Raw genomic sequence first — 23,547 nt, 5'->3', positions numbered from 1 at the left:
AAGTTATGGCTTAGGATCTAACGCCAAAGAATATAAATAGTCTTTTTTTACACATATATTTTTTTTGGAGATAGAGAATTTATAAATACCCTAGATAAAATCTAGGGTACATTAGAATGCTCACAATTAAAATGTCTTCTATATTCTTTTGAGTAGTTGCTCAATTTGAATTTGATTTTTCTTAGGCAAAAGAGTTAGCAGCTGGGAAGGGTGGTTAGGATCTTTCCTATCTTGAGGAGATTTCCAGCTAACGTGATTAACGATAAACGTTGCAATATCTAAAGACCCATCAATGACAGCATGGTAAAGAGGAGTGAAGTCTTTAACATCTCTAATATTAACATTGAGCTTAGGGCTCTGTAATAAAATAACAGCAGTTTGCACTTGTTGCCGAATGACAGCATCATGAAGAGGTGTTTTTTTATGATCTTCTTCAGAAGTTTGCAAATTGATATCGGCTCCATTTTGAATCAATAAGGAGGCGATATCACTTCTTCCATTATGTGCTGCCATATGAAGAGGTGTTCTTTGGTATTCACCCCTTCCATTGATATTAGCTTTGTTACAAACTAGAGTGTGTGCTAGCAAAGTATATCCCATTTTAGCCGCATCATGTAAAGGTTGATAACCTAGAGCGTTTTGATGATTTGGATTTGCATGATTTTTTAATAACCACTCAACAACATCAAGTTGATTAGAAAGTGTTGCAATATGAAGGGGGGTCAACCCTTCTTTATTTGGCGTATTAACAGAATTTTTGTTATCTGTTTTTTCAAACTCTTCTATTAAATAAGAAAGATCTCCTTGCTGACATGCAATCCAAATATTCATTGAGGAATCAGCATCAGCTGATACCAGAGTCATTTGAAGTTTTTTACGTTGAGTGGTAAGGTTGTTAACTTCTGTTATTAAAGAGGTTTTGTTATGAAGAATCTGTTCCAGTGTTTTAGAGTTGATCTCTTTTTGTAATTTAAGGCTTTGATCTAATATTTGAAGGTTTGTAGAGGGACTAATCCTGATATTTTCTTGAAATTTTTGAAAAGAGTTATTCAAAGAAGATTGAAATTGCTGACGAAGAATTTCTTTCTTTGCATAGGTTAAATTAAAAAGCTGTCCATTTTCTATATGGCTATTTTTCGTTGAGAAAAAGTCATTAAAGTTCTTCATTTGTTTTTCCCAAATACCTTGAAGCTTTTGAGAAACGGTATCATTGATTCGTGTAAAATCTCTTGTCTCAGCTGGTTGAGTAAGGAGATCTTGAACGATTTCAAGCTGGCATGTGATCAAATGGCCATTAGGCTGAACTGTTTCCATAATCACTTGATCAAGTAGTGCAATACGTGATTTGCAATCAAGCTCCTCTTGTTCTTTTCTTTCAATCAGAGCATTAAGATTGTTAAAATCGTGTTGTAGCGGTGAAACCATAAAATCCTCCCTTTTTATAAAAAACTTTGCATTAATCATATATTTATTGCAATTATTGTTTTAAATAAAAAACGGAGTCAATTTTTTAAAAAATAATATAGAGTAAAATTCTGCCAGAAATAGATCTTATTATAAGGCAAAATTTCATCAGATGTCTCTGAATCCTAGAAGATATAGAGTGGACATACTAGAGCCTATTTATTAAAAAAACCATAGAACCCAAAAAGGAGGAAACATCTAGAGAAGATCTATTTTTTATTAATTTAAGCGGCTAGATGAGATGGCTTTACAACATGATAAAAAAGATATTTCTATAGCATCAATTGAGTTGTCATTTGATCTTTAACTTTTTCATCCTGTTTTATGAAACATAATGAGATTTAAACTTAAGACTGTTTTATATAAAGATGGTTATGAAAAATAATAAATAATTTATTTCAAATTTCTGGATAATTTTTAATTCTTCTCAATAAATAAAAGATTGACATAAGATTGTATTTTAATAAAAAAGGTCTTACTATGTCTACTATCTTATCATCCAAATTTGCTACCTACCAATCCATGGGGCTTTGTCTTGATTTTCATCTCCGTGGAAATGAGGTTTTTGTAGAGAAAAAAGCTGAGCAAGGAGTTATTCAATATCCTCTAGATCTCTCTAGTTCTTCCTTAGAAAAGGTTCCTCCTCATGTACGTTTATCGGCTGAAAAAATGGTACAGTGGCTCATCCATCATCGGTATGCTCCTGTAATTAATGCAGGTAAAGTTATTTTTTACCATAAAACAACCCTTAACACAACTGATTTTGCTTTGCATGAAGCTGTCTCTAGAGGAGACCTTATAGCTGTAAAATTGTGGATTGAGGCGAATAAGCCTCTTGATATCTTAAACGGATTTCAAAAAACGCCGCTTTATCTAGCAACCATTCATAATCATCTAGAGATAGTAGATTGCTTACTTAATGCAGGATCGACACCAATATTTCCAGGAAGTTTACAAGAGACTATTTTACATGTTGCAGCTTTTTATGGGCATGAAGCATTACTAAAACAGCTTTTAGTTCATCCAGAAATTCAAAAATATTTGAATGCTCAAGACCGAGAAGGAAGACAGCCTCTTCATAAAGCATTTTTAAAAAAACAGCAGCCTCACATCACCGAGCTCTTATTAACATCTGGATCTGCTGTTTATCAAAAAGATCATAAAGGAAATACGCCTTTACATGGAGCTGTTAAAAGTGGGTGTTTAAAAAGTGTAGAGCTTTTACTTCAAAAAGGAGCCTTGATTTCAGAGAAGAATCATCAGCATGAAACTCCGCTAGATCTAGCTTTAACACCTTACCGTTATGCAATTGCTTATCACTTATTAAAGATAACACCATCGCTGCCTCCTCCTCAAGGGTGTGATAGGATTGCCTATTATGCTAATCTTCTTTTAGAAGCCAAAAAAATAGACTCTATCAAAGAACAGGTGATGGCTTTAATAGGGATCAGCGATGAATATATTCAGCAAAACCTCTCTCAAGAAAAAAATCCCTTAGCTCAATATCAAAAGATTCTAAGTGCAGCTAAATTCTTAAATGCAGCTTTAGCTATTTTAGAAAAAGCTCCTGAGCGTATGAAGGAATTAGAAGAGGCAGTCTTTAAAAAGATCAGTAAAATAGAACATAGGTTTATTAAAGGAGAAGGATCACTTGTTTCTGATGAAAGTGAGCTACTTCACTCTTACCGTGTTTATCTTAAAGCGTACCGTAAAACATGTGAAATGATGCAGGCTGATCCTTTTAAAGCCACACAAGCCTTTTCAGAAGATTTAGCTCTATTTCTTCAGAACCTCATTCAAAAGGGGATTTCTATTTTTGGGCCTCCTCCTGTGAAATGGGCAGCTATGAGTATGGGATCAATGGCAAGAAAAGAAATGTGCCCTTATTCAGATGTTGATTTTGGATTTCTCATTGAATCTGCAACTCCTTCTGCCTTAAGCTATTTTAGGAGACTTTCACAATTTTTACAGCTAAGAATTACGAATATGGGAGAGACTCCGTTTCCTGTTTTTGGAGGACAAGAATTAAGTCCTACTCCTCAAGGGCTTCGTTTTGATGGGATTGGAGAAAGTGAACTCATTGGAACACCTCTTTATTTTGCAGGGTTTCAAACAGCTAGACGGATGGAAGAAAATATCATTTTTACCAACGTTCTTAATTGTACAGACTATCTAGATGGAGATCTTGAACTTGTGCGCATGTATGAACAAGAACGTAAGCGTATCAGTAGTCAAAAGACAGGAACTCCTTCTATCCCTTTCCATAAGATGCTAGGACTCCATCTTTTAGAAGGGCATCTTTTAGAATTTAAGCCTAATCTCTCTTTAGAAAAAGAAGAGCTAAAAGCGTTTGGGATTAAAAAGGAACTCTACCGTCCTCTTCAAGAAGTGATTAATGGTCTTGCTCTATTTTTTGACATTAAAGAAAAAAACAGTTTAGAGCGCATCGATGCTTTAGCTAAACTTAAAGTTTTTTCTGAGCGAGGAGCTGGTAATATTAAAAAAGCTTTTAAGAGTGTCTTATCCTTAAGACTTAAAGCGCATTTATTCTATAAAAGTGAAGAAGAAATCTTATTTCATAAAGAACCAGGTCAAATAGAAGATCCGCATAAGCTCTATATTGACTCCTCTACACAAAGCCAGTTAAAAGAAATTTACGGTCTTCTTTTACCCTTTTTTGCCTCTATACAACAGTTTATCAAATCACCTGATCCAACAATTATTTATAAAAATGATTTTGCTTATGGATTGTATTCTCCTAATGCAGTAGTTCTTTCATTTAAGGCAGAATACAAAAAAGCAGAAGAGGCATTTCAACAAGCTTTGGCTTTAGATCCAAATGATATGAGTAGCTTATTAGAAATGAGCGCTGCAGAAGAAGAACTTGGAGATCCCGTGAATGCTCTTAAAAGGGCTCAGCATGCGATTAAGGTTGCCATAGAGCTGCCGGATAGCCTTCAGAAAGAGTACCGTATAGCGCAAGCTTATCAACACATGGGAAATGCATTTCACCGTATGGGAAACTATGAAGAGGCTCTAAACGCTGGTGAGCAATTTCTTTCCATTTTGCTTGCTTTAGGAGATATATGCGACAAAATCATGTTAATTTATGCCTATGATCTCATAGGAAGAGCCTTACAAATGCTTAAACGGTATGAAGAGGCACGTGAATATTTTCATGCAGCAATTCGGTGTTTTGAAGAAAAACTTATTTCTTTAAAAGATGATGAAGGTGGGCCGGAGTTGTATATTTTAAAACATACAAAAGATATAGCAGCGATCTATAATAATATTGGACTTGTTCTTAGAAAAATGGATTCTTTAGATGAAGCTCTCAAATATTACGAGATTGCCCTTGAAATGAAACTCAGTTGTTTTGGAAGAAAACATCCTGAAGTTGCCACAAGCTATGGAAATATAGGAGTGCTACTCTTTGCGCAGAAAAAATATAGCGAGGCTCTTAAATATCATGCCGAATGTCACAGTATTTTAACCTCTATTTTTGGAGACAACCATCCTGATGTTGGACTTTGTTGTGATGAGATAGGACTTTGTCTTCAAGGGCAAGGAAAATGGAAAGAAGCTGTTGCAATTCATCAAGTAGCGCTTGCAATACTCACTGCAGTTTATGGAACTTTTCATCCTGATGTTATTCTCACAAAGAGCCATCTGATGCAGGCTTTAACGTTATTAGAGCTCTATGAAAAAAATAATTAAGCAGCAAGTTTATGTAAACACATGTCTTTTGTTTTTTAGGCAGCTTATAAAAGCTGCCTTTTTACTTTAAGTCTTAGGATTAAAATTCATTTGGTAAAAGAGCTTCTTATCCTTCTCTTTTGTGAATTCATGAGCTGTTAAATAGAGCTGGTACACTTTTTCATAACCCTTAGTCAAGTGCGTAAACTCTGTAGGTAAAACTTGTAATGTAGGAACTTGTAGGGGAGTAGCTGTCTGCCTTAGCACTTTTTCTTGCTCAGTTTTATAAAATAAATGCGCTTTACAGCATAGATTTTGCGTATAACGTATGATTTCAGCAATTGTATTTCCAGTCTCTTGAGAAAGTACTTTTTTTTGTTGAAGATGTTCAATGCGGGAAAAGCTACTCTCTTCTTGAATATTATAAATATCGTAGTAAAGTGCAAGAGCTGCAATAAGACTTTGTAGAGGGTTTAAAATAGATTTTCTGCTGTTAAAGGGTGTGTGCCCAGAGGGGGGAGAGGCTAATTTAAACTCCGCAAGAGCTTTTTTCATGAGTAGAAGAGCTCTTTTTTCTCTTAATGAAGTTCCAATAACGGGAATATCTCTTTTTTCTAAAATTGATTGCACCTCTTTACAGTAGAGATTGAAAACCTCTAAATGACCTGTGATGAGATAGCCATAGAGCGCTTGATCTTTAAGAGGATGATCATGCACTTCACTTTGCCAAGAAGCTAATTGTAAAGGAGTGATGCCTTCAACATTTAGAGAAGGAGGAGTGATATAGCTGACTCTAAACCCTTGGGTTGAAGACACGTGATTTACTATCGATTGTCCGCTTTCTCCAAGGCCAGTTATCTTTAACGCAATCAACTTCTTAAGTGACTCAAAATAGGTTGTACTTTCAGGAGTTTGCTCTCCAACTAAAAAGGTTAATTTGAACTCAGAATAGGGAAGTATTTCTGTACTATAAGCTCCTAACCCCATAATAGCATACGGGACAGGAGGGGTTCCTAAGAGCTGAATACAATCTTCTACAACGGCTTTCAAGAATCCTTGCAAGAGTTTAGAGCTTTCTTGATAAAAAGAGGTGGGGAAGAGATTTTCTTGGAAGTGAAGAGCAATGCTTTCACGAATGCTTTTAAGTTGCTTGCGGTAGTTAGAGACAAAATTTCGATAGCTCCCAGGCATTTTTTTATTCAGGCTCTCTAAAAAATACATCTCCACTTGCTCAAGTTTGTAAGAGAAACATTGTTGATAGAGTGCATTATAACCTGCAAGCTCTGAGAGAACTAAGGCCTGGTTAAAACAGGTGCTTGCTTTGAGATATTCTTTACGCTCTAAATGAGAATTTCCTAATTTTTCAAGATAGATGATTTGATGAAGAGTTTGCCCTTGATCTATAGCTTCTTGTAATCGTTTAGAGACGTCGTCACTAGATGAGAGCGTCTTTACTATCTGCTCGTAATCAGTTCCAAGAAGTCTGTGAGCTGCACTGTATTTACCATGCTGCAAAGCTAAATCAAAGGGAGTATATCCATAATGATTAAGGATAGTAGGATCAGCACCCTTTTCAATGAGAAGAGAGATCCCTTCAAGATGGTTGTGTTTACATGCCCAGTGAAGCGGTGTATAGCCATGAGCATTCAAAATATTAACATCGATTCCATCTGTTTCTAAAAGAGCTTTAAGGATTTCTAGTTTTTCATTTCCCCAAAATACAGTGTGAAGGGGTGCTTTACCATCACTATCTTGATAAGTGAGAAGTACTTTACCTTGACTACTTTTAAGCAACACTTGCACTGTAGAGAGGTGATTATATGCAATGGCTATATGAAGTAAACCTTTCCCTTCAGAATCACGTATTCCTATATCAGCTCCTTGCTTAAATAGAAAATCTACAGCAGACTCTTGTCCTGCAATCACTGCAACATAGAGCGGCGTTTTTTTATCAAGATCTGTAGCTTCTATATTCGCCCCTCTTTCAAGTAACAGCTTTAAATCATCAACGCGCCCTCTTTGGGCAGAAAGGTGCATCGCTGTGCTCCCTCTACTGTGGTTCATGATATTGACATTAGCAACTTGCGAGATGAGAAAAAAAATGACATTAGAGGCTTCCTCACGGATAGCGTAGTGGAGGGGAATTTCCTCAGTTACAGTAAGGGGATTGATACGGGCTCCTAGGGGAATCAGCACTTGAGTGCAGAAAAGTGAATTTGCTGATATCGCTTCAAGAAGCGCGCTTTGTACATTTTCTAAAGTGAGTTCTACTATTTTTTGATGACAGACTAAAAAAGTAGACTTAGAGCAATCTCTAGCGTAATAAATCACATCAACAGCTTGCTGGACAGATAGCCCAAGTTCTTCATAGAGTTTTAGAGTAAAGAATTTCTTTTCTTTTAAAAGAGATTTAATTAAGACGTGAATGAGATCTGTATTGTTAATATGTTTTGATAATTTCTTTAGCTCTGCACCTGAATGTGTATCTGCTAGGAGTAAATTTTCTAGCGCTGTTTTTACCAAATCAACTTGAGAGAAAGTCTTGGCAAAATCTTGATTCTGTTGGCATAGAGAATAATTTTTAAATAAAGGTGTAAGGAGGGCATAAAGAGGTTTTAAAACAAGACAGTCGCACCTTTCTAAAAGATGTTTTTCTTCATGAGATAACACATATTTAGTTTGAGTTGAGATCCCTGTTAAATACCCCTCTTCTTTTTGCTCTTGATAATGTGAGTGCAGTTTAAGACGGATTTTATAAATGGCATGAGAGAACTCTTTTAGAAGTTCACAACTTTCCGGGGTGAAAACCTTCAGTTCATTTAAAGCCTCAATGATATCTTCTGTATTGCTATCAGGAATATCCCAATAAAGAGCAATATCGGCAAGAAGTAAGTTTAAAGATTGAGTATAATTTTTTTTAAGATCTTTGACGCCCCAAATGGGGGATTTTTGAAGTTTGTTATAGTCATCCACCCGTGCTTTGATAAATCGAAGAGCTTGAGCTTGTCCTAGTGTAACACCTTCCTCTAAGGTTTCTTTAAAGATTTCATTAAGAGCATGGCGATATTGGTTAAAGAGTTCATCGGTATTTTGAGATAAGCTGATTGAGAAGAGCGCCATATGCGCAAAAGTGGCTGGATCATCATTGGGAATCCGTTGAAGATTGGCTAAAGCAGTAGGGGTTAATATACAATTATCTCCGCTATCTAAATGAAATCCTGAAGGATTTTTGAGGTGAATACAGCTAAAAATAATCTGAAGATGAGAAGCTGCTGTCTCTCCTAAAGAGCGAATTTGTAGGTCTAGCAGCTCAAGCAAAAGTTTAAAATATTCTATATAATTTTCTTTTTCAATTAAAATCAACACTTCAAGATCAGAAAAACGGCATAGCTCTTCTCTACCGCAAGAGCCCATGGCACGGATATCGTAGTGACAAGGGGGAGTGCCCAAAATCGTAAAGGCATCTCTAAAAAAAACTCCAACTAAGCTTTTAACTGCTTGGGTAATTTGTTCTCTAGAAATGGCATCTTCTCTTAACAATTGATCAAATACATTCCTAAACGCCTGCAAGGCGCGGAAGTATTTTTGCGTTAGATATTCTTGAGGAACGACCTTTAGCAAGAGATTTTGTTGAGCTCTTTGCGTTCCTTCTTGAACTGCTGTGTAGTGAAGAAGAAGCTTTTGTTTAGAGGCCTCTGGGATCTTAATCATGAGTGAAACAGCTTCTTTATAGAGCTGCTTGATGAGTGTAGCACCAATTTCTCCCCAACATAGAGACTCAAGTGCATTAAGCCCGCTAATAATTTCTCCAAACTTCTCGATGTGATTAGAGCGTCTTGCATGATCTAACCGATTTAGAAATCCGTATTCAGGATGAAGAGCTAATATTTGCATGAGCTTCATAAGTAGCTCAGATGCTCTTCTATGATAGTCATGGCTTGAAGAAATTTGAATCGCTTTAGCAAAGTAGTCCATTGCTTTGAGATAACTAGAGAATCGCTCTGAGAGCTGAAGTTGATTATTAGAAGCTAAACAAACATACCAATCTGCTAAATGAAGAGCTAAAAGGGCTTGTTCTTTTACGCAATGAGTAGCATATTGGCATAAGTTTTGCACAAGAGGGATGAGCATTCCTACGTCATTTTGATTCATATGAGGTAAAAGATGGAAAACATAGCGATAAGCCTTTTCCAAATCAGGAATATCTTGAGGGTTATTGAGCACTAAAAGCAAATTATCAATAGCTTCTTGTGTATGGCCTTCATCAAGTGGATTTTGGATAATACTAAAATAATCCTGGCTCCAAGTGAGAATAGGTGGGGGATTTTGAGATTTTACCGAAGGGATAGATGTCATAAAAACCTAGAAAATTGCATAACTTGGATAGGGTTTAAGAAAATGCCCCAGATAAAATCTAGGGCACAATATGATTGCACTAACTATAAAGCCTTACCTATAGACCTTTGAGTAACTGCTCAATCTCAGTTTTATTTTCTCTAGGGATAAGCGTTTGCAAGCGAGAAGGGTGGTTAGGATCTTGTCTATCTTGAAGAGATTTCCAGCTGCTGTGGCCTAAAATAAGCGTTGCAATTTCTAAAGAACCATCTAATACCGCGTGATAGAGAGGAGTGTAGTTTTTCACATCCCGTATATCAACATTAAGTTTAGGGTTTTGGAGTAAAATTGCAGCTGTCCGTATTTTTTGCCGGATAACAGCATCATGAAGAGGTGTTTTTTTGGCATCTTCTTTTGAGGTTTGCTTATTGATATTTGCCCCGTTTTGAATGAGTAAAGCGACAACTTCAGTTTTTCCATTATGAGCTGCCATATGAAGAGGAGTTCTTTCATATTCACCCTTTCCATTAACATCGGCTTTACTGCGAACTAAAGCATGTGCAAGCGAAACATTTCCCATTTTAGCTGCGTAGTGAAGAGGTTGGTAACCAAGAGAATCTGAGATATTTGGATTTGCTTGGTTTTGTAATAACCATTCAGCAATATCTAGTTGATTAGAAAATGTTGCAATGTGCAGCGGAGTATACCCTTCTGCATTGGGTTGATTAACAAAGTCTTTTTTTTGCCAAGGCCATTTCTTATCAAATTCTTCTTGTAGATAAGAGAGATTCCCTTGTTGACAGGCAACCCAAATATTCATGGAGGATGTGGCATTATCTCCCATCAAAATTTCTCGAAGCTTTTGCCGTTGATCTGCAAGAGTGTCAAGTTCCATGGTTAAAGGGGTTTTGCTATCTAACATTTGATCGTGAGTAGCAAGATTTTCTTCCCTTTGGATTTTGAGACTTTCAGCCAAATTTTGAAGATTTGTAGAGGGATCAATTTTTAGACTGGCTTGAAATTTTTGAAGAGAGCCTGCTAAAGAAGTTTGAAATTGCTCACGTAAAATGTCTTTCTTTTCACGCGTTAAATCAATGAGCTGTCCATTTTCTACATAAGCTTCTCTAGCGGAGAGAATGGCGTTAAAACTTTGGATATGTTCTTCCCTGATCACTTCAAGCTTTTGATGAACAGCGTCGCTAACTCTTGTAAAATCTCTTGTCTCTAAAGGCGTTGCTAAAAGATCTTGAACAATTTCGATCTGGCAATTGATTAAATCGTCATTGAGTTGGATACGTTCTCTCATCACTTGATCAATGGCTGCAATTCGTGATCGATGATCAAGTTCTTCTTTTTCTTTTCTCTCAATCATAGCGCTGAGATTATTAAAATCTTTTTGTATTGGTAAAACCATACAGCTCCTCCATTTTCCAAAAGTTTTTACATAATATAGATATTTGTTGCAACTATTTTTTCAAAAGAGCATAAAATTGAGTTCAAACCGATTTTATATTATCTGTATGCAGGAGAAATATGAGCCTTAACCCCCTTATTCGTGATCATTTCGATCATTCTAATTTAGCTTTATTACAAGCCTCTAACGAAAGAGATCTAGATTTAGCTGAAGAGGTGGCTACTTTACTTTGGAATCTTTCTGCTCAGGTAAAACCTTTAGATCGAAGATTGATTGTGCAATACCTAACCCTTGAGCTTCCCAAATTTATACTTTCCAGTAACCGAGAAGAGCTTAAAAAACAGCTATCTCGCTGTGGCGATGAAATGCACTGGAAAGCAGGTCTTTTGAATATTAATCTTAAAAAAAAATTGGAGTTTTACTCAGTCCGTGTTCAATACGCCAATCAAATGAGCCGCCCTCTTACTCAAGAGAGAATAAAGTATAAAGCAGCAGGGGATATGTCAGCGATTTGTGCAAGCACTTTTGCCACGAATAAAGAAAGCCGTATCGATGATCAAGAACACACTCTTTTAGACGCTGTATGTATGGCCTCTTGCCAAGATACTAAAGGGTTTAATGGTTTTGCTCTTGCTCTCTCAGATGGAGCTGGAGGTCACTTTGGAGACCAGCAGCAAGACATGCGTATTGCTAAAGCTGCCCGTATCGCTACAAAAACAGCTGTTCAATTGATGTCAGGGTATCATCAAGCTGAAGAGCTTATAGAAGATTTTCCTGCATTAATTAAACAAGTGGATCAAGCAATACAAAGTAAATGCGGGGGAGAAGGGGCTACTTTAGTTGCCTGTAGAGCGTTTTCTATTCCTGAGGGATTTCGGATTGTGGGTATCAATATTGGAGACAATATGTTAATCAGCTGGAACCCTTTAACTCAAACATTTTCTCAGCTTTTTGCCTCTCATGCAAGTGAAGCTGGGACGGCTTTTCTTCCTAATGTCTATAGATCCTTTGAAATTCAACATATTGATATCATTCTACCTGAAGGGACTCTATTATTTCTCATGTCAGATGGAGTCCACGATACACTTCCTTTTGAAGAAAAAGAAGATCTCTATCCTAATGGATTAAAATACTTTATGCGTTCTTTAACGAAAGTAGAAGAGATTTTAGGAGTGATCGATCAATCAAAACCTGTTAACGCTTATTTAGATGCATTAACTCAAAAAAGCTTTCAAGGAACAGAGGTGCTACGGCAAGAGAGATTAAACATTCCAGAGAGTTGTGTTGGAGATGATTTCTCACTTGCTCAATGCCATTTAGTTAAGCCTAAGTCTTGGTTTCAAAAAGTCTTGAATATATTTAAGAATGAAAAAAAGTGATTTTTAGGATCACTTTAAATAAAAATTAAAGCATTAGTTTTTTTTCTTTATAAGAGTAATAGAGCAGCTAAATTGGATAGTGCATTCACTCCCTTGCCTTCAAATAGTTAGACTGTTTTTAGCTATTAGAAATCTCTTAGATATTGCGCAAAACCCTCTTCATTATGAATGAGCCCATCAGCAAGTTTTAGAAACGCTTCTTGGAAATATTCAAATTCTTCTCCAAAAAACATTAAGGAGAGGCACTCAATTACCTCATATAATTCACCTGATAACTCTAGTGGATAAATATGATGAATATGGTCAACCCACTTCGTAATAGTGAAGTGGTACGAGTTGTCAAGACCAAAAATTGCAGTTTTCTAAGCTAGTAATCTCAGTTGTTATTTCTCTATTTTGCTTGTCCCAAAGTAGACTGCTGATGGTGTCTGATATTTAAGTCCTTGGTGAGGCCTATCTTCGTTATAAAAGTTAAAGTAGTCTTTCAGTCTAACCTTCACCTCTTTTAAGCTTATCTGTCCTTTGAGGTAAATATCTTCATACTTAACACTTCTCCAGAGCCTCTCTACAAATACATTATCCAGAGCTCTTCCTTTCCCATCCATGCTGATTTTAATCCCCTTTTTCTCTAGATAATTTGTAAACTTAAGGCTTGTAAATTGAACGCCTTGGTCTGTATTAAAAATCTCTGGGGATCTATTCTTTAGCCCTCTTTGTAAAGCCTCGAGGCAAAATTCTGTATCAAGGACATTTGAAAGTTCCCATGTAATCACATATCTACTAAACCAATCAATGATCGCAAATAGATATCCAAACCCTTTTAATAGAGGGATATAGGTGATATCTGCTGCCCATGTTTGGTCTGGTTTATCAATCACCCTATTTCTTAATAAGTAAGGGAACTTTTTGAACTCCTTACTGCTTAAACTTAAATTTGGCTTGAGGGAAAACCCTCTCTAACCCCATCATTTGCATAGCTGTTCTAACAGCTTTTTGTCCTATATTAAACCCCTGATGTTTCATAGCAATCGCCATTCGTCGTCTTCCATAGTAGGGATGCTTAAGGTACTCTTCATCAATCGCCCTCATCAGAAGAAGATCTTCTGATGAGGGCTCTTTTGGCTTATAGCATAACCCTGACCTACCCACGCTAAGGAGCTCGCATTGCCTTCGCTGAGATAACCCCTTAGTTGAAGGCTCTATAAGCTTCCGTCTTTCACTTAAGTCAGAATCTTTAATTTTTTTTTAAGCCACTCCACTTCCATTTTTAGCCTGCCGATCTGTTCAAAAAGCTCTACTTTTTCTTTTGTCTCTAGGGGAGACTCCCCAGAGCTTTTTGATCGTTTTTCAAAGATTCTAGGTCCTTCTTCTAAAAACTGCTTTTTCCAGCTAGACAGAAGTAAAGGATGGACTTCTAAATCTCCTGCTAACTGAGCCATTGTTTTTTCACCTTTTAAGATCTCCATGACGGCCTTAAGCTTAAATTCAGCTGAATGAACTCGTCTTTTTTTAGGCATTTTCTATCTCCTTTTTTAGGGAGATTATAAGCTTAAAAGTCCTTAAAAAGTGGTCCTAATTTTCCATACCATTATATAGCTATAGGGTCGTAAGTGAAGGTTAATAGAGTTTTTAGCTCATTGCCCAATCGGCATTTTAAAGTTAAGTAACAATCTTCCATATCTAACGATGGTAATACTCAATTAAATTTCCCTCTATTAATAAAGTGTAATTATGATGAATAAAAAATTGATGTTAGAAAGGGAAACTTTAGGATTTACAAAAAGTGAAAAGGTGACTACTTTTTAACGAAGAATAATCCAAACTAGAGAATAACCTGTGTCAGAAAAAAAATATAATATGACTCACTTAATTGACAAAGCCACTTGGGATGAGCTTACAAAAGATGAAATCGCTTATGTAACTAATAAATTTGAATCAAAGGAGCAGTTACCAGTCAATGAACTTTCCAATCTCATATACATTTTAGGGCGTATTGGAGCTGTAAAATATAGGAAAAAAATCGAAAAATATTTATATGGTCCACATCCAGAAGATTTATGTGTAATTGCCCTAAGAGTATTATGCAATTATTGGAAGTATTCTACAGCCTATATTGAAGAAATTAAAATGTTTATTCGCGGTGTAGAGTGGGATCCAGTAGATGAGATACGGTTAATTGCGATAAGTGTAGCCGGTGAATCAATTAGAAACAACATGAATAGGGAATTATTGAAACTACTTCTTGACGTTTTTGAAAATCTAGGTATTAATCCTGATTTAAATGAAAAAAGAGATTATGCAAGAGCATTTATTCAAAGTTGTGCCTACTATGCAATTGCAAGAGCTATGGGAAAAGAGTATAACCAAATCCTTGATGAAGAACTAATAGAGCAAGCTATTGCAGATAAACAATTGATAAAACTGGATTTGATGATGATTTTTCAGGCACATCAAGCGTGTAAAGCTTAAAAATAGGGGATAGATGATGCTCAATGTTTCACCTGAAATAAAAATTTCTTTGAAAACACCTCTTAATCCACCAAAAAATTCGAATAAAGTTTCTTTATTAATGAAGCAGCTTCATCCTTTAACTTTACCTTATACAGACAGCTTGGGATATACATCTCAATTATGGGAATTTAATTGCCAATGTATTGGGACTGTTGTCAATCAAAATGAGCAATTTTTGGTAATTCCAGAACATAAAATTATAAATCCTTTATTCAATCAAGTTGAAAATAAAAGTTTACTGCCGCCTTTAAAGCAAACAAGTCCAAAAAAATGGGCTCTTGTTTTTGATATTATTCACCTATCACTAACAATTTGGCCGTGGTTAGAAGCTGCAGGAAGAACTAAAGATCAATATTCTCATTCAGAGGCTATGAATGATTTTAATCACCGTCTTAATAAAATAATATATGATAATGGAGCTCTTAATTATAAGCACTATAAAGCTTTCCGTAAGGAGCAAAAAGGAGAGCCTCTTCTGACAAAAGAAGGGAAACCTCTTTTGAATCCTAAGGACAAACAACCTTATGATCATATTATGGATGTTAAAAATTACCAGAGTGCGGCCCGTAATTTAATTATGGAGATTAAAAAAAGAATGGGAAGGATGGATGATAATCCTACTCAAATGAAAGATTTAGAAAAGATACTGTCAAAAGCAAGTAGGATCTTAGATGACTCAAGAAAATTCACAACCTCTGCAAGTAAAAAGGAACACTTCCAACCTTCTTTAAAAAATTTTCAACAAAAAATTCAAAATACCAAGCTGCAAGATTCTTATAATTCGGCTAACCCTAATCGCCCTATTCCTCAACGAGGAGGAAATTCAGGTCAAATTGGAGGAGTGGCTTGTGGCACTTCTTATATTGAAGGTCTTTTTAATAATCCGGAATCATTTTTTGAAAATGAACATGCATTTTTTGTTCCAAGAATGCCTGATGGGAAAATGCCATTTAGTAATCTAGAGCTTAAGCAAATCTTAAGGGAACTGGCTATTGGGATTTATGTTCATGATACCATTCCTTTTTTTAGTCTGCATTTTAATGAACAAAGCGATCTCTATCCTATTATCCATCCAGCTTATGAAAATACCCTTGTGGGGCGTGTTATTAGTATGCTCGACTATATTATGAAGGGATATCTAAATGGGGGAGTATTCAATGAAAAATTTATTGACGAGTGGCATTCCGATCCTAATTGGGAAAAAAGAGATGGTGCAGCATTAAAAGAAATGATTGATTTTCATCAATATTGTGAAGAACATCAAATTTCTGATTATATGTCTTTGAGAGAGCTTCAACAAAAGATGGGGATTGAGATCGATCCTGAAGCCTTTCAGCAAGTGCATTTAGATTATGAATCTCCATCATTGAAAGAATTTAAAGGATTTAGGAATTCATTTCGCATTATTGCTAAGCAAAATACCATTCAAAAAAAAGACAACCTTTTTGTTATAGATGCGGATTTTGATGTTTTATATACCATTGAACCCTCTCTTGAATACAAGGTTGCTGTTCAAGATTATGCTAAAAAACACTTAATATTTCCGCCTTCCTATCAAAAACTAGAACAAGCCTATCAATTGTTTTGTGTAAAAATTCATGATCATATGGTGAAACTTCCCTTATGCCGTGACTATTTTGCCATGCTAGGAATTATCAATTTTTTTTCGGGATACTTTTCTACTTTAAAGGCTTACCGAAAAATTCCTGTTTTACCTTCTATGGCACCTCTTTTGATGAAAAAAGTGCCTCTACTTTTTCCCTCCCTTCCTATTCGGGCCTCTAGAGTAGAAACTTTAAAAATTAATGAGCGTCAATTGATAGAAAAAATAGTGGACTCTCATACTGAAGTCGTAAAATCATATTTCTTATCAATACAAAAAGAGCCTGAAGAATTTCCTAAATCAGACACTTTGATAAAGCAAAGTCCCTTATTTCAAGCATTTCAATCAGAGATCAAGCTTCAGTTTATTGCCTTTTCCTCAGTTCCTAGAGAGATGTGCAAGGAAATTGATCAATCAAAAGAAGCTCAAAAATGTAGTCATGATTTGGCAATATCTTTTGTAAAACGATTCGAAGAAAGTGCGAAAAAATTTATAGCCAGAATGGAAAAATCTTTTCCTAAACTCTTTAAAGAAAAAATGAGTTTATTATTAGAAACTGTGAATTCAAATATATGGAAAGATTTTAATACTAGAGTGAGTAAACAGAAAGGTCTAATTGATCTTTATACAGATGATGTTTGTAAAGCTGCAAGCTCTGAAAACCCAATTTCTAAAGATTTTAGAGAGTTATTATTGAGAGAAATGAATAAGTGCTCTCTTTCAGTTACTTCAACTCATCCAAATTTTTTATGTGAATTAGAGTCAATATTTGATCTTATTGAATCAGAGCTGATTCCAATCATTCAAAACTGGCATAAAGATTTTTTTGCTCTCTATCCGGCCGATTATGCTGATAACCAAAAAAAAATAATATCCTTACCATTTTCTCAACTACGTCTTATTACAGAGCTAAAAGCCAGTGAGATTCAAAAAGGAGAGAAAATTGTTGGTGGATGTGGAATGCGGCTAGAGCAACAAGCAGTACAAATAAGCCATCTAGCAAGTTCTATTTTAGCAGATCATCACAAACTTCTTAGACAAATAAATTTTGAAGAGTGGTCAGCAGTTAATTACAGCAGTAAAGAAAATAAAGGATTTGTTTTTCGATTGGCTTTAGAAGATGTGCCAGCACATATTCATGATACTTATGAGTGGATGGAAAATACTTTTTTTACATCTTCTAAGAGTGAAGACTCTATGAGAGAGAGGCTAGATATTGAAAGAGCAATGGATCTTGATAATGTATTACATTTCAATGAGCTCATTAATGAATCAAAAAACTTAGTCTCAATGAAAGATGCATCAAATAGGACCCTTATCCATAAAGCTGCATCTGTACAAAACTCTTTATATTTAGAAACATTAATCGCAAAAAAGCTATCTGTATCTGAACAAGATTTATATGGATATCAACCCATTCACTATGCAGCGATGAAGGGCTCAATCTATGCAATAGAGCTTTTACTGCAAGCAGGAGGAATCAAGCTATTAAATGCTAAGAGCTTGAATGGGTGTACTCCATTAATTACGGCAATTCAGTATGATCAACTTAAATCAGTAAAATATTTATTGGAGTTAGGTGCCGCTTTCAATAAACTTGACGATGATTATAATACAATCCATTGTGCCATTCACCAAGGGAATCTTAAGATTATTGAATTAATTCTTAATGATTACCAATCTACAAAATTCATTAATCAAATGAGCAAAGAAGGAGGCACTCCCTTAGCGATTGCTTGTGAACTAGGTCTACCTTGGGACTTGATTGAAAAAATAATTACACTTGGAGCAAACCCTAATAAAGGGAAAAGTAATGGTGTTACCCCTCTTGAAATTGCAGTTCAGCAGGGAAATATCTCTTTAATTAATACACTATTAAAATATGATGTTGCTATTTCTTCTCATGTGATTGAAAAAATTGCCAAAGAAAGCTTGGCAAATGTTTTAAATATATTTTTAAGTAAATCTTATTTTTATAATTATAATAATTTTGATCAAGATAATATTCTTCATCTAGCGATTAGATATGGCAATAGTCATGGAGCTATTGCGATTATAGAACATTATCAGATGAATGAAAAAAATGAACCATCAGGAAAGTCTCTTTTAACTTTTACAAACAAATTAGGAGAAGCCCCTTATTCTCTTGCAGCTCAACTAGGAAATTGGGAAGTTTTCAATCTTATAGATAAGAAAATTCATCTTTCTTCTCATAGGGTTAAACCTTGTTTAAAGAAACTGATTTCTGGACAGTTTCATCCTGAACTAGGGAAGTTAATAGATCGATGTCAACTAAGTCAAAAAGAATTAGAAGAGCTTGCTTTACAAGCTGCGCAATCCGGTAATCATGAAGCGCTTTTTCTAGAATTTAGAAAAAAAGGGATTGATTTAAAAAATTTAATGGGGCCTAAAGGATGGAATATTTTTCATTATCTAGCAAAATCTGATGGGATACTATTATTTAAGCTCATGTCAAAAGATCAGCCTAATTTATTGCTGGCTCTTGAGGAAGAAGGGGGTAAAACACTTCCTTATATTGCTGGAGAAAATCATAGCAATAGAGTTTTAAAATATATCTTAGAGCAAATGAAAAAACAAAATGTTTCCTTAGATGCACACCATGAAGATAAACATCTATTCTACTCTGTATTACATCAAGGAAACCAAGCAGGGGTGGAAATCTTCTTAAAAATATTTGGAAATGATCAAACTAATCTTATAAATATGAGATTGGATCAATTGGATAGGCGGCCTTTACATGTAGCTGCTCAGATAGGTTCCTTAGAAATTATAAAATTATTATTAAGTCGCGATGCTGACATTACGCAAAAAGATCTTCAAGGGCATACAGCTTTAGCTTATGCCATCAAATTAAATCATGAAAAGATCATTACTCATTTATTAGAAAACGCGAAAAAAAAGATTGTAAGTGCTTTAGAATTGTTTTTAGCCGCATCTCAAGGGAAGATAAAATTTCTAGATCAACTTCTGCAGTTCAATGTTGCAAAATCTGATTTAGATGAAGCGCTCTTTCTTGCTATTCAAAATTATAATAAAGAAGCTTTTCTTAAGTTATACAAATGCGGGGCTTCTTTCACCTATATATCAGAAAAGAACATTAATCCTTTAATCTTAGCTTGCCAGACAGGGCAGTCAGACCTTCTTAAGATCATTTTACAAGATAGAGAATCAAAAAAAACATTGCAAAATGGAACACGAGCCCTCTTTGAAGCCATTCAATATGGGCATGCTGACTGTGTGCTTCTATTACTTGATATTGGACTTGGAAACAAAGAGGAAGGAGCTAAGTATTTTTATGAACAGTCTCAAATCAAACATTTGGGACTAGAGATGCTTTTTAAAAATACAGAACAATACCGACTCAATATTACACAATTTGCTCAGCTCATAACCAAATCTTACAAAATAGAGCAAATGCATCAATTGGTACAAGCAATTGAATGTTGGCCTATGAATGAAACAATAAGCATAGAACATCAAGGAAAGATGATTTCTGGAACGCCTTTTCAGCTTCTCTTAAGGTTACATCATGATTTAATGACTACAAATCTATCTCAAGACATTTTTACAAACAGTAATCTTGATCTTAATATTTTAGATGATGAAGGGAATTCGTTAGTGCATTTATTGCTAAAGGCTGGAATTTTTCCTATCGGGTTAAAAAATATTAACTGGGAATTATGTAATCACCGCAAAAAGACTCCTCTGCATTTTGCGGCAAAAATAAGAGATTCTTCCCTCTTAAGGCATATATTAAAAGAATTAAAAAATAAAAAATTATCTCATTTAGTCAATGCAGTTGATGATGAAGGGAGGACGCCTATTTATGAAGCTATTCTTTATAATCAAGAAAATAATATTGATCTTTTAATAGAGTATGGAGCGCATCTTAATATTTATGATACTCATTTATGGACACCTCTTGTGCTGTCATATGCAAAAATGGCTCCTTCTCTAAGGGTAGTGAAAAAATTATTAGAGTGTGGGGCTGATCCCAATCAACCTGTTACATCTGAACGTATAAGCCCTCTTATAAAATCCATTACTATTGGTAGTGATCAACTTGTTCCGCTTTTAATACATCATGGAGCTCAATTAGAGAATTCTACTGAAGGAATCACGCCAATGCATATTGCTGCAATAGGTAGCAGAAGCTTTATGATCAATTTTTTTGCAAGTAAGGGATTTTCTTTAGAAGAACGAGATGGTAAAGCAGGGTTTTTACCTATTCACTTTGCAGCAAGCAGAGGAAGTCCTGAAGTGATTAAAACAATCCTTGCACTCAATCCAGATTCCATTAATGAAGTTATTGTAAATTGTGAGAATGAGGAAACAAAAGAAAGAAGTTATTTAAAAGGAGCAACTCCGCTGCATATTGCAGCCCACTCAAATAATTATCCTGCAGCTCAAGAACTCCTTCAGCAGAAAGCTCATTCTCAGATTGAAACCGACCTTGGAGATACAGCATTTTCTCTTGCAGCCTTATCAGGTTCTACAGCAATTATGGATCTATTTGTGCAAGATAAACTTTATGTAAATGCAAATGCATTAAAAAAATCTATTTTCAATGCCATTAAAAGGGATAATATAGATATCGCCACTGTCCTTTATCAAAAAGGCATTCCGATTAATGCGGAGATTGAAAATGGATTAACAGGCATTCAACTTGCCTCACTCTTCGGCGCTTTACATGTTACTCAGTGGCTACTAAGTCAAGGAGCGGATCCCTTTCACCTATGTCTTGGAAATGAGAATGCAATCCAACTCGCAGCTAAAAATTCATCTGTAGCGCAATTTGCGCTTTTACTAGAAGTTATAGGGAGTGATTTAGATGAACTTTATCAAGGAAAAGAGTCATTACTTCATGTTGCCGTAAAGGCGGGTAAGCTTGCTCATGTTGCATATCTTATTCAACATTTTGCAGATATTAATCTGAAAGATAGTAAGGGAGATAGGCCTCTTCATCTTGCCATCCAGCAGGGAAATTATGAAATGGTTAAGCTTTTAATGGCTTGCGGGGCAGATATGCAGGCTATATCCTCTATGGGATTATGTGTAAGAAATCTTGCCAAACAAGACGATGAAATCATGCAAGCTCTTTGAAAGAAAGGGAATGTGATTTTTCAAAAATACATTAATCAAGCTGAAGGGTATCTTCATCTTGCTGTAAGACATGAAAACCCATTAGCTCTATTGATCATGAGTGAAAGCGAAGATGTTGATCTAAAAAATAGCTTAGGACAAACTTCTTTACATCTAGCTGCCGATCTCAATAATCTCTCTATTTGCCAAATTTTGATCAATGCAGGGGCAGAGATTAACTGCCAAGACTATTCAATGAAAACCCCTCTTCATTACGCTTGCATAAAAGGAATTGAAGGTGCGAAACTTTTGATAGAATGCGGGGCAGATCATTCAATAATGGATTGCAATCAGATGAATGCAATAGATATGGTTAAGGCTTCAGCATCTCCATGGAAAGAAAGCCTCATTGCTTTTTTAACTGAGTATAACTTTAATTAGGAAAAATTTATGACTCCTCTTGTAATTAAAAATATTTATGGTGAAAACCATGACCGTTGGATCCAAGCTTCTATTGATCAAAAGAATCTATGGAATAATTACCCTCTACAATTATCAATTGCTGAACAAAAAATCATTAATGTAGATGGTATTTTAACTGTAATGCGAGATGAAGCGCAATTGCCTTCGCTTAAGGCAGGCTTTCAAAAACCTCAAACATTCATAACCATAAGGCTTGATCAAGTTTATCGAAATGCAATAAGCCAATACCATACAGATCTTGCAAAAGCAGAACTAGAAGATCAAAACTTGATCGCTGAAAATACAAAGATTCCTATTTATGAAGACTCATGGTTTGTAGGAATTAGACAACTCCTTGGTACGCAGTTTATTAGCCAAGTAGATTTTAATAATGATGCAAGAACGCATCGATATGCATGGCTGATTTATGTGAATTCAATGGAAAAAATGCGACTAGAAGTCATTCGAGATGAAATCAAAAAAGCGATTAACCCCGTGATTGCAAATCTTGAAGAATTAGAAAAAGACAATGTAACAGATAGTCAAATGGCAAAAGAAATTTATGAATTAAGAAAAGTATACCATGCGCATTTTCCAGGCTCTTCATTGCCAGAAGATGCACAAATTAAACATCTTCTTTCTAGTTATGAAGAATTTGCAGATATCGAAGAGATTTTAAAACCATCTCATTAATAGAATTTATAATGTCGTTAATAGTTGTTAATAGAAGTGAGTCAGGGATAAATCAAAAGAACTCAGATCCTATTGTCATCGATTCAGCAATGTTTAATGGTGAAAATTATTTACACATAAGTCAGAAAAATTCAAAGCCCATTTTCACAGACTCAACCTCACTCAAGGTAGCGCTTTATTGGACAGGCGTATCATTGATTATCATTTCTGCTTCCACCCTATCAAGATTTTCTTATTGGTATTGCATAACTGCTTTGGGGACTTTTCCTTTACTATTTCCACTTTATTTAAATATAAAAATATTGGCCCTAAACATTCATTACTTATTGCCTGTTCTTCAAAAAATGCAAATCATTGCCTTATGGACGCTATTTGGAGTTGTTCAATTAGGGATAGGGTACCGGGCTTTGCATAAAGAAGCGCTGCCAAGAGCTCTTTTCACTCTATTTGCGGCTTCAATAGGAAGCTGTTCTTTTATCCTTTTCATAGGACATAAGATCATTAATCAATATTTACAAGATAAAAAAATAACTATAATTGATCTTGATGAAGAAGAGTGTATTGATCTTCAAAAACAAATTAATTATTTAAAAAGCTGGATAGAAAAATTTGATGGTTTTATTAATGAAAGGCCTCATTTAAAGGCAGTTGTTGAAGAGCATATTCATAAATATGGAGAATATGTTGCTAGATTTTCATTTAAAACAACTATTCAGGTTAAAAATGATGAGGACTGGCTATCAAAGGTAGCGTTACTCTCAATAAAAATTCTTGCACTCCAGCATGAAATTCGGGAGAGAAAGTATTTTATAAGAATACATTCAGAGGTGTTTAAGTGTTTTCAAGAATGTCTTTTTGAATCAAAAAAATAAATTTTTAATCTAATT

General features: G+C 35.2%; 13 protein-coding genes. 7 read left to right on the top strand and 6 right to left on the bottom strand.

Translation table 11 applies throughout. The features are described 5' to 3' along the window. Nucleotides 1–138: 138 nt before the first annotated feature. Nucleotides 139–1,425, bottom strand: a complete 1,287-nt coding sequence (locus ACI7T6_RS03080; protein WP_404664955.1) for an ankyrin repeat domain-containing protein — start codon at nucleotides 1,423–1,425, stop codon at nucleotides 139–141. A gap of 519 nt (nucleotides 1,426–1,944) precedes the next feature. On the opposite strand from ACI7T6_RS03080, the gene ACI7T6_RS03075 reads away from it, so the two are divergent. Beyond that, nucleotides 1,945–5,181 carry an ankyrin repeat domain-containing protein gene (locus ACI7T6_RS03075; protein ID WP_404664954.1) on the top strand — a complete coding sequence of 1,079 codons (3,237 nt, stop codon included), beginning with the start codon at nucleotides 1,945–1,947 and terminating at the stop codon, nucleotides 5,179–5,181. Between the two features lie 66 nt (nucleotides 5,182–5,247). Here the strand turns inward: ACI7T6_RS03075 and ACI7T6_RS03070 are convergent, their stop codons facing one another. Together ACI7T6_RS03070 and ACI7T6_RS03065 are read right to left on the bottom strand one after the other, a co-directional pair. Next, nucleotides 5,248–9,516 carry an ankyrin repeat domain-containing protein gene (locus ACI7T6_RS03070; protein WP_404664953.1) on the bottom strand — a complete coding sequence of 1,423 codons (4,269 nt, stop codon included), beginning with the start codon at nucleotides 9,514–9,516 and terminating at the stop codon, nucleotides 5,248–5,250. Between the two features lie 97 nt (nucleotides 9,517–9,613). Beyond that, the gene (locus ACI7T6_RS03065) at nucleotides 9,614–10,909 is read right to left on the bottom strand and encodes an ankyrin repeat domain-containing protein (RefSeq protein ID WP_404664952.1); all 1,296 of its coding nucleotides are present in this window, start codon (nucleotides 10,907–10,909) and stop codon (nucleotides 9,614–9,616) included. Nucleotides 10,910–11,028: 119 nt separating this feature from the next. Here ACI7T6_RS03065 and ACI7T6_RS03060 point away from each other — a divergent pair, with 119 nt between their 5' ends. After that, complete coding sequence (locus ACI7T6_RS03060) at nucleotides 11,029–12,288, top strand: protein phosphatase 2C domain-containing protein (protein WP_404664951.1); 1,260 nt, start codon at nucleotides 11,029–11,031, stop codon at nucleotides 12,286–12,288. Between the two features lie 383 nt (nucleotides 12,289–12,671). Here ACI7T6_RS03060 and ACI7T6_RS03055 read toward each other — a convergent pair whose 3' ends face one another. From ACI7T6_RS03055 to ACI7T6_RS03045, 3 genes are all read right to left on the bottom strand, one after another. Beyond that, nucleotides 12,672–13,166 (bottom strand): IS3 family transposase, encoded by a 495-nt coding sequence (locus ACI7T6_RS03055; protein ID WP_404664950.1) that lies wholly within the window; start codon nucleotides 13,164–13,166, stop codon nucleotides 12,672–12,674. Between the two features lie 37 nt (nucleotides 13,167–13,203). Beyond that, the gene (locus ACI7T6_RS03050) at nucleotides 13,204–13,377 is read right to left on the bottom strand and encodes an IS3 family transposase (RefSeq protein WP_404664949.1); all 174 of its coding nucleotides are present in this window, start codon (nucleotides 13,375–13,377) and stop codon (nucleotides 13,204–13,206) included. Between the two features lie 131 nt (nucleotides 13,378–13,508). Continuing rightward, nucleotides 13,509–13,805 carry a transposase gene (locus ACI7T6_RS03045; protein WP_404664948.1) on the bottom strand — a complete coding sequence of 99 codons (297 nt, stop codon included), beginning with the start codon at nucleotides 13,803–13,805 and terminating at the stop codon, nucleotides 13,509–13,511. Between the two features lie 319 nt (nucleotides 13,806–14,124). Between ACI7T6_RS03045 and ACI7T6_RS03040 the strand changes: the two genes are divergently transcribed. From ACI7T6_RS03040 to ACI7T6_RS03020, 5 genes are read left to right on the top strand one after another with little or no spacing between them, the layout of a single operon-like run. After that, the gene (locus tag ACI7T6_RS03040) at nucleotides 14,125–14,757 is read left to right on the top strand and encodes a hypothetical protein (protein ID WP_404664947.1); all 633 of its coding nucleotides are present in this window, start codon (nucleotides 14,125–14,127) and stop codon (nucleotides 14,755–14,757) included. A 13-nt stretch (nucleotides 14,758–14,770) separates the two neighbouring features. Then, a complete protein-coding gene (locus ACI7T6_RS03035; RefSeq protein ID WP_404664946.1) occupies nucleotides 14,771–21,526 on the top strand; it encodes an ankyrin repeat domain-containing protein in 6,756 nt (2,251 codons plus the stop codon). A 12-nt stretch (nucleotides 21,527–21,538) separates the two neighbouring features. Next, nucleotides 21,539–21,946, top strand: a complete 408-nt coding sequence (locus ACI7T6_RS03030) for an ankyrin repeat domain-containing protein (protein ID WP_404664945.1) — start codon at nucleotides 21,539–21,541, stop codon at nucleotides 21,944–21,946. A 9-nt stretch (nucleotides 21,947–21,955) separates the two neighbouring features. After that, on the top strand, nucleotides 21,956–22,660 hold the full coding sequence (locus ACI7T6_RS03025) for a hypothetical protein (protein ID WP_404664944.1): 705 nt from the start codon (nucleotides 21,956–21,958) through the stop codon (nucleotides 22,658–22,660). Nucleotides 22,661–22,671: 11 nt separating this feature from the next. Further along, nucleotides 22,672–23,532, top strand: coding sequence for a hypothetical protein (locus tag ACI7T6_RS03020; protein ID WP_404664943.1), 861 nt, complete (start codon nucleotides 22,672–22,674; stop codon nucleotides 23,530–23,532). Nucleotides 23,533–23,547 lie beyond the last annotated feature (15 nt).

This window comes from Rhabdochlamydiaceae symbiont of Dictyostelium giganteum (assembly GCF_964291045.1).
Taxonomy (GTDB): domain Bacteria; phylum Chlamydiota; class Chlamydiia; order Chlamydiales; family Rhabdochlamydiaceae; genus PALSA-1444.
The sequence above is the reverse complement of the archived record's forward strand: the minus strand, read 5'-3'. Positions and strand labels throughout refer to the sequence as shown.

What these genes read in the sequence shown, in the direction of transcription:
- ACI7T6_RS03075 (WP_404664954.1), top strand. Translation starts at nt 1,945, where the DNA reads ATGTCTACTATCTTATCATCCAAATTTGCTACCTACCAATCCATGGGG.
- ACI7T6_RS03035 (WP_404664946.1), top strand. Translation starts at nt 14,771, where the DNA reads ATGATGCTCAATGTTTCACCTGAAATAAAAATTTCTTTGAAAACACCT.
- ACI7T6_RS03025 (WP_404664944.1), top strand. Translation starts at nt 21,956, where the DNA reads ATGACTCCTCTTGTAATTAAAAATATTTATGGTGAAAACCATGACCGT.
- ACI7T6_RS03070 (WP_404664953.1), bottom strand. Translation starts at nt 9,516, where the DNA reads ATGACATCTATCCCTTCGGTAAAATCTCAAAATCCCCCACCTATTCTC.
- ACI7T6_RS03060 (WP_404664951.1), top strand. Translation starts at nt 11,029, where the DNA reads ATGAGCCTTAACCCCCTTATTCGTGATCATTTCGATCATTCTAATTTA.
- ACI7T6_RS03065 (WP_404664952.1), bottom strand. Translation starts at nt 10,909, where the DNA reads ATGGTTTTACCAATACAAAAAGATTTTAATAATCTCAGCGCTATGATT.
- ACI7T6_RS03020 (WP_404664943.1), top strand. Translation starts at nt 22,672, where the DNA reads ATGTCGTTAATAGTTGTTAATAGAAGTGAGTCAGGGATAAATCAAAAG.
- ACI7T6_RS03045 (WP_404664948.1), bottom strand. Translation starts at nt 13,805, where the DNA reads ATGCCTAAAAAAAGACGAGTTCATTCAGCTGAATTTAAGCTTAAGGCC.
- ACI7T6_RS03050 (WP_404664949.1), bottom strand. Translation starts at nt 13,377, where the DNA reads ATGAGGGCGATTGATGAAGAGTACCTTAAGCATCCCTACTATGGAAGA.
- ACI7T6_RS03080 (WP_404664955.1), bottom strand. Translation starts at nt 1,425, where the DNA reads ATGGTTTCACCGCTACAACACGATTTTAACAATCTTAATGCTCTGATT.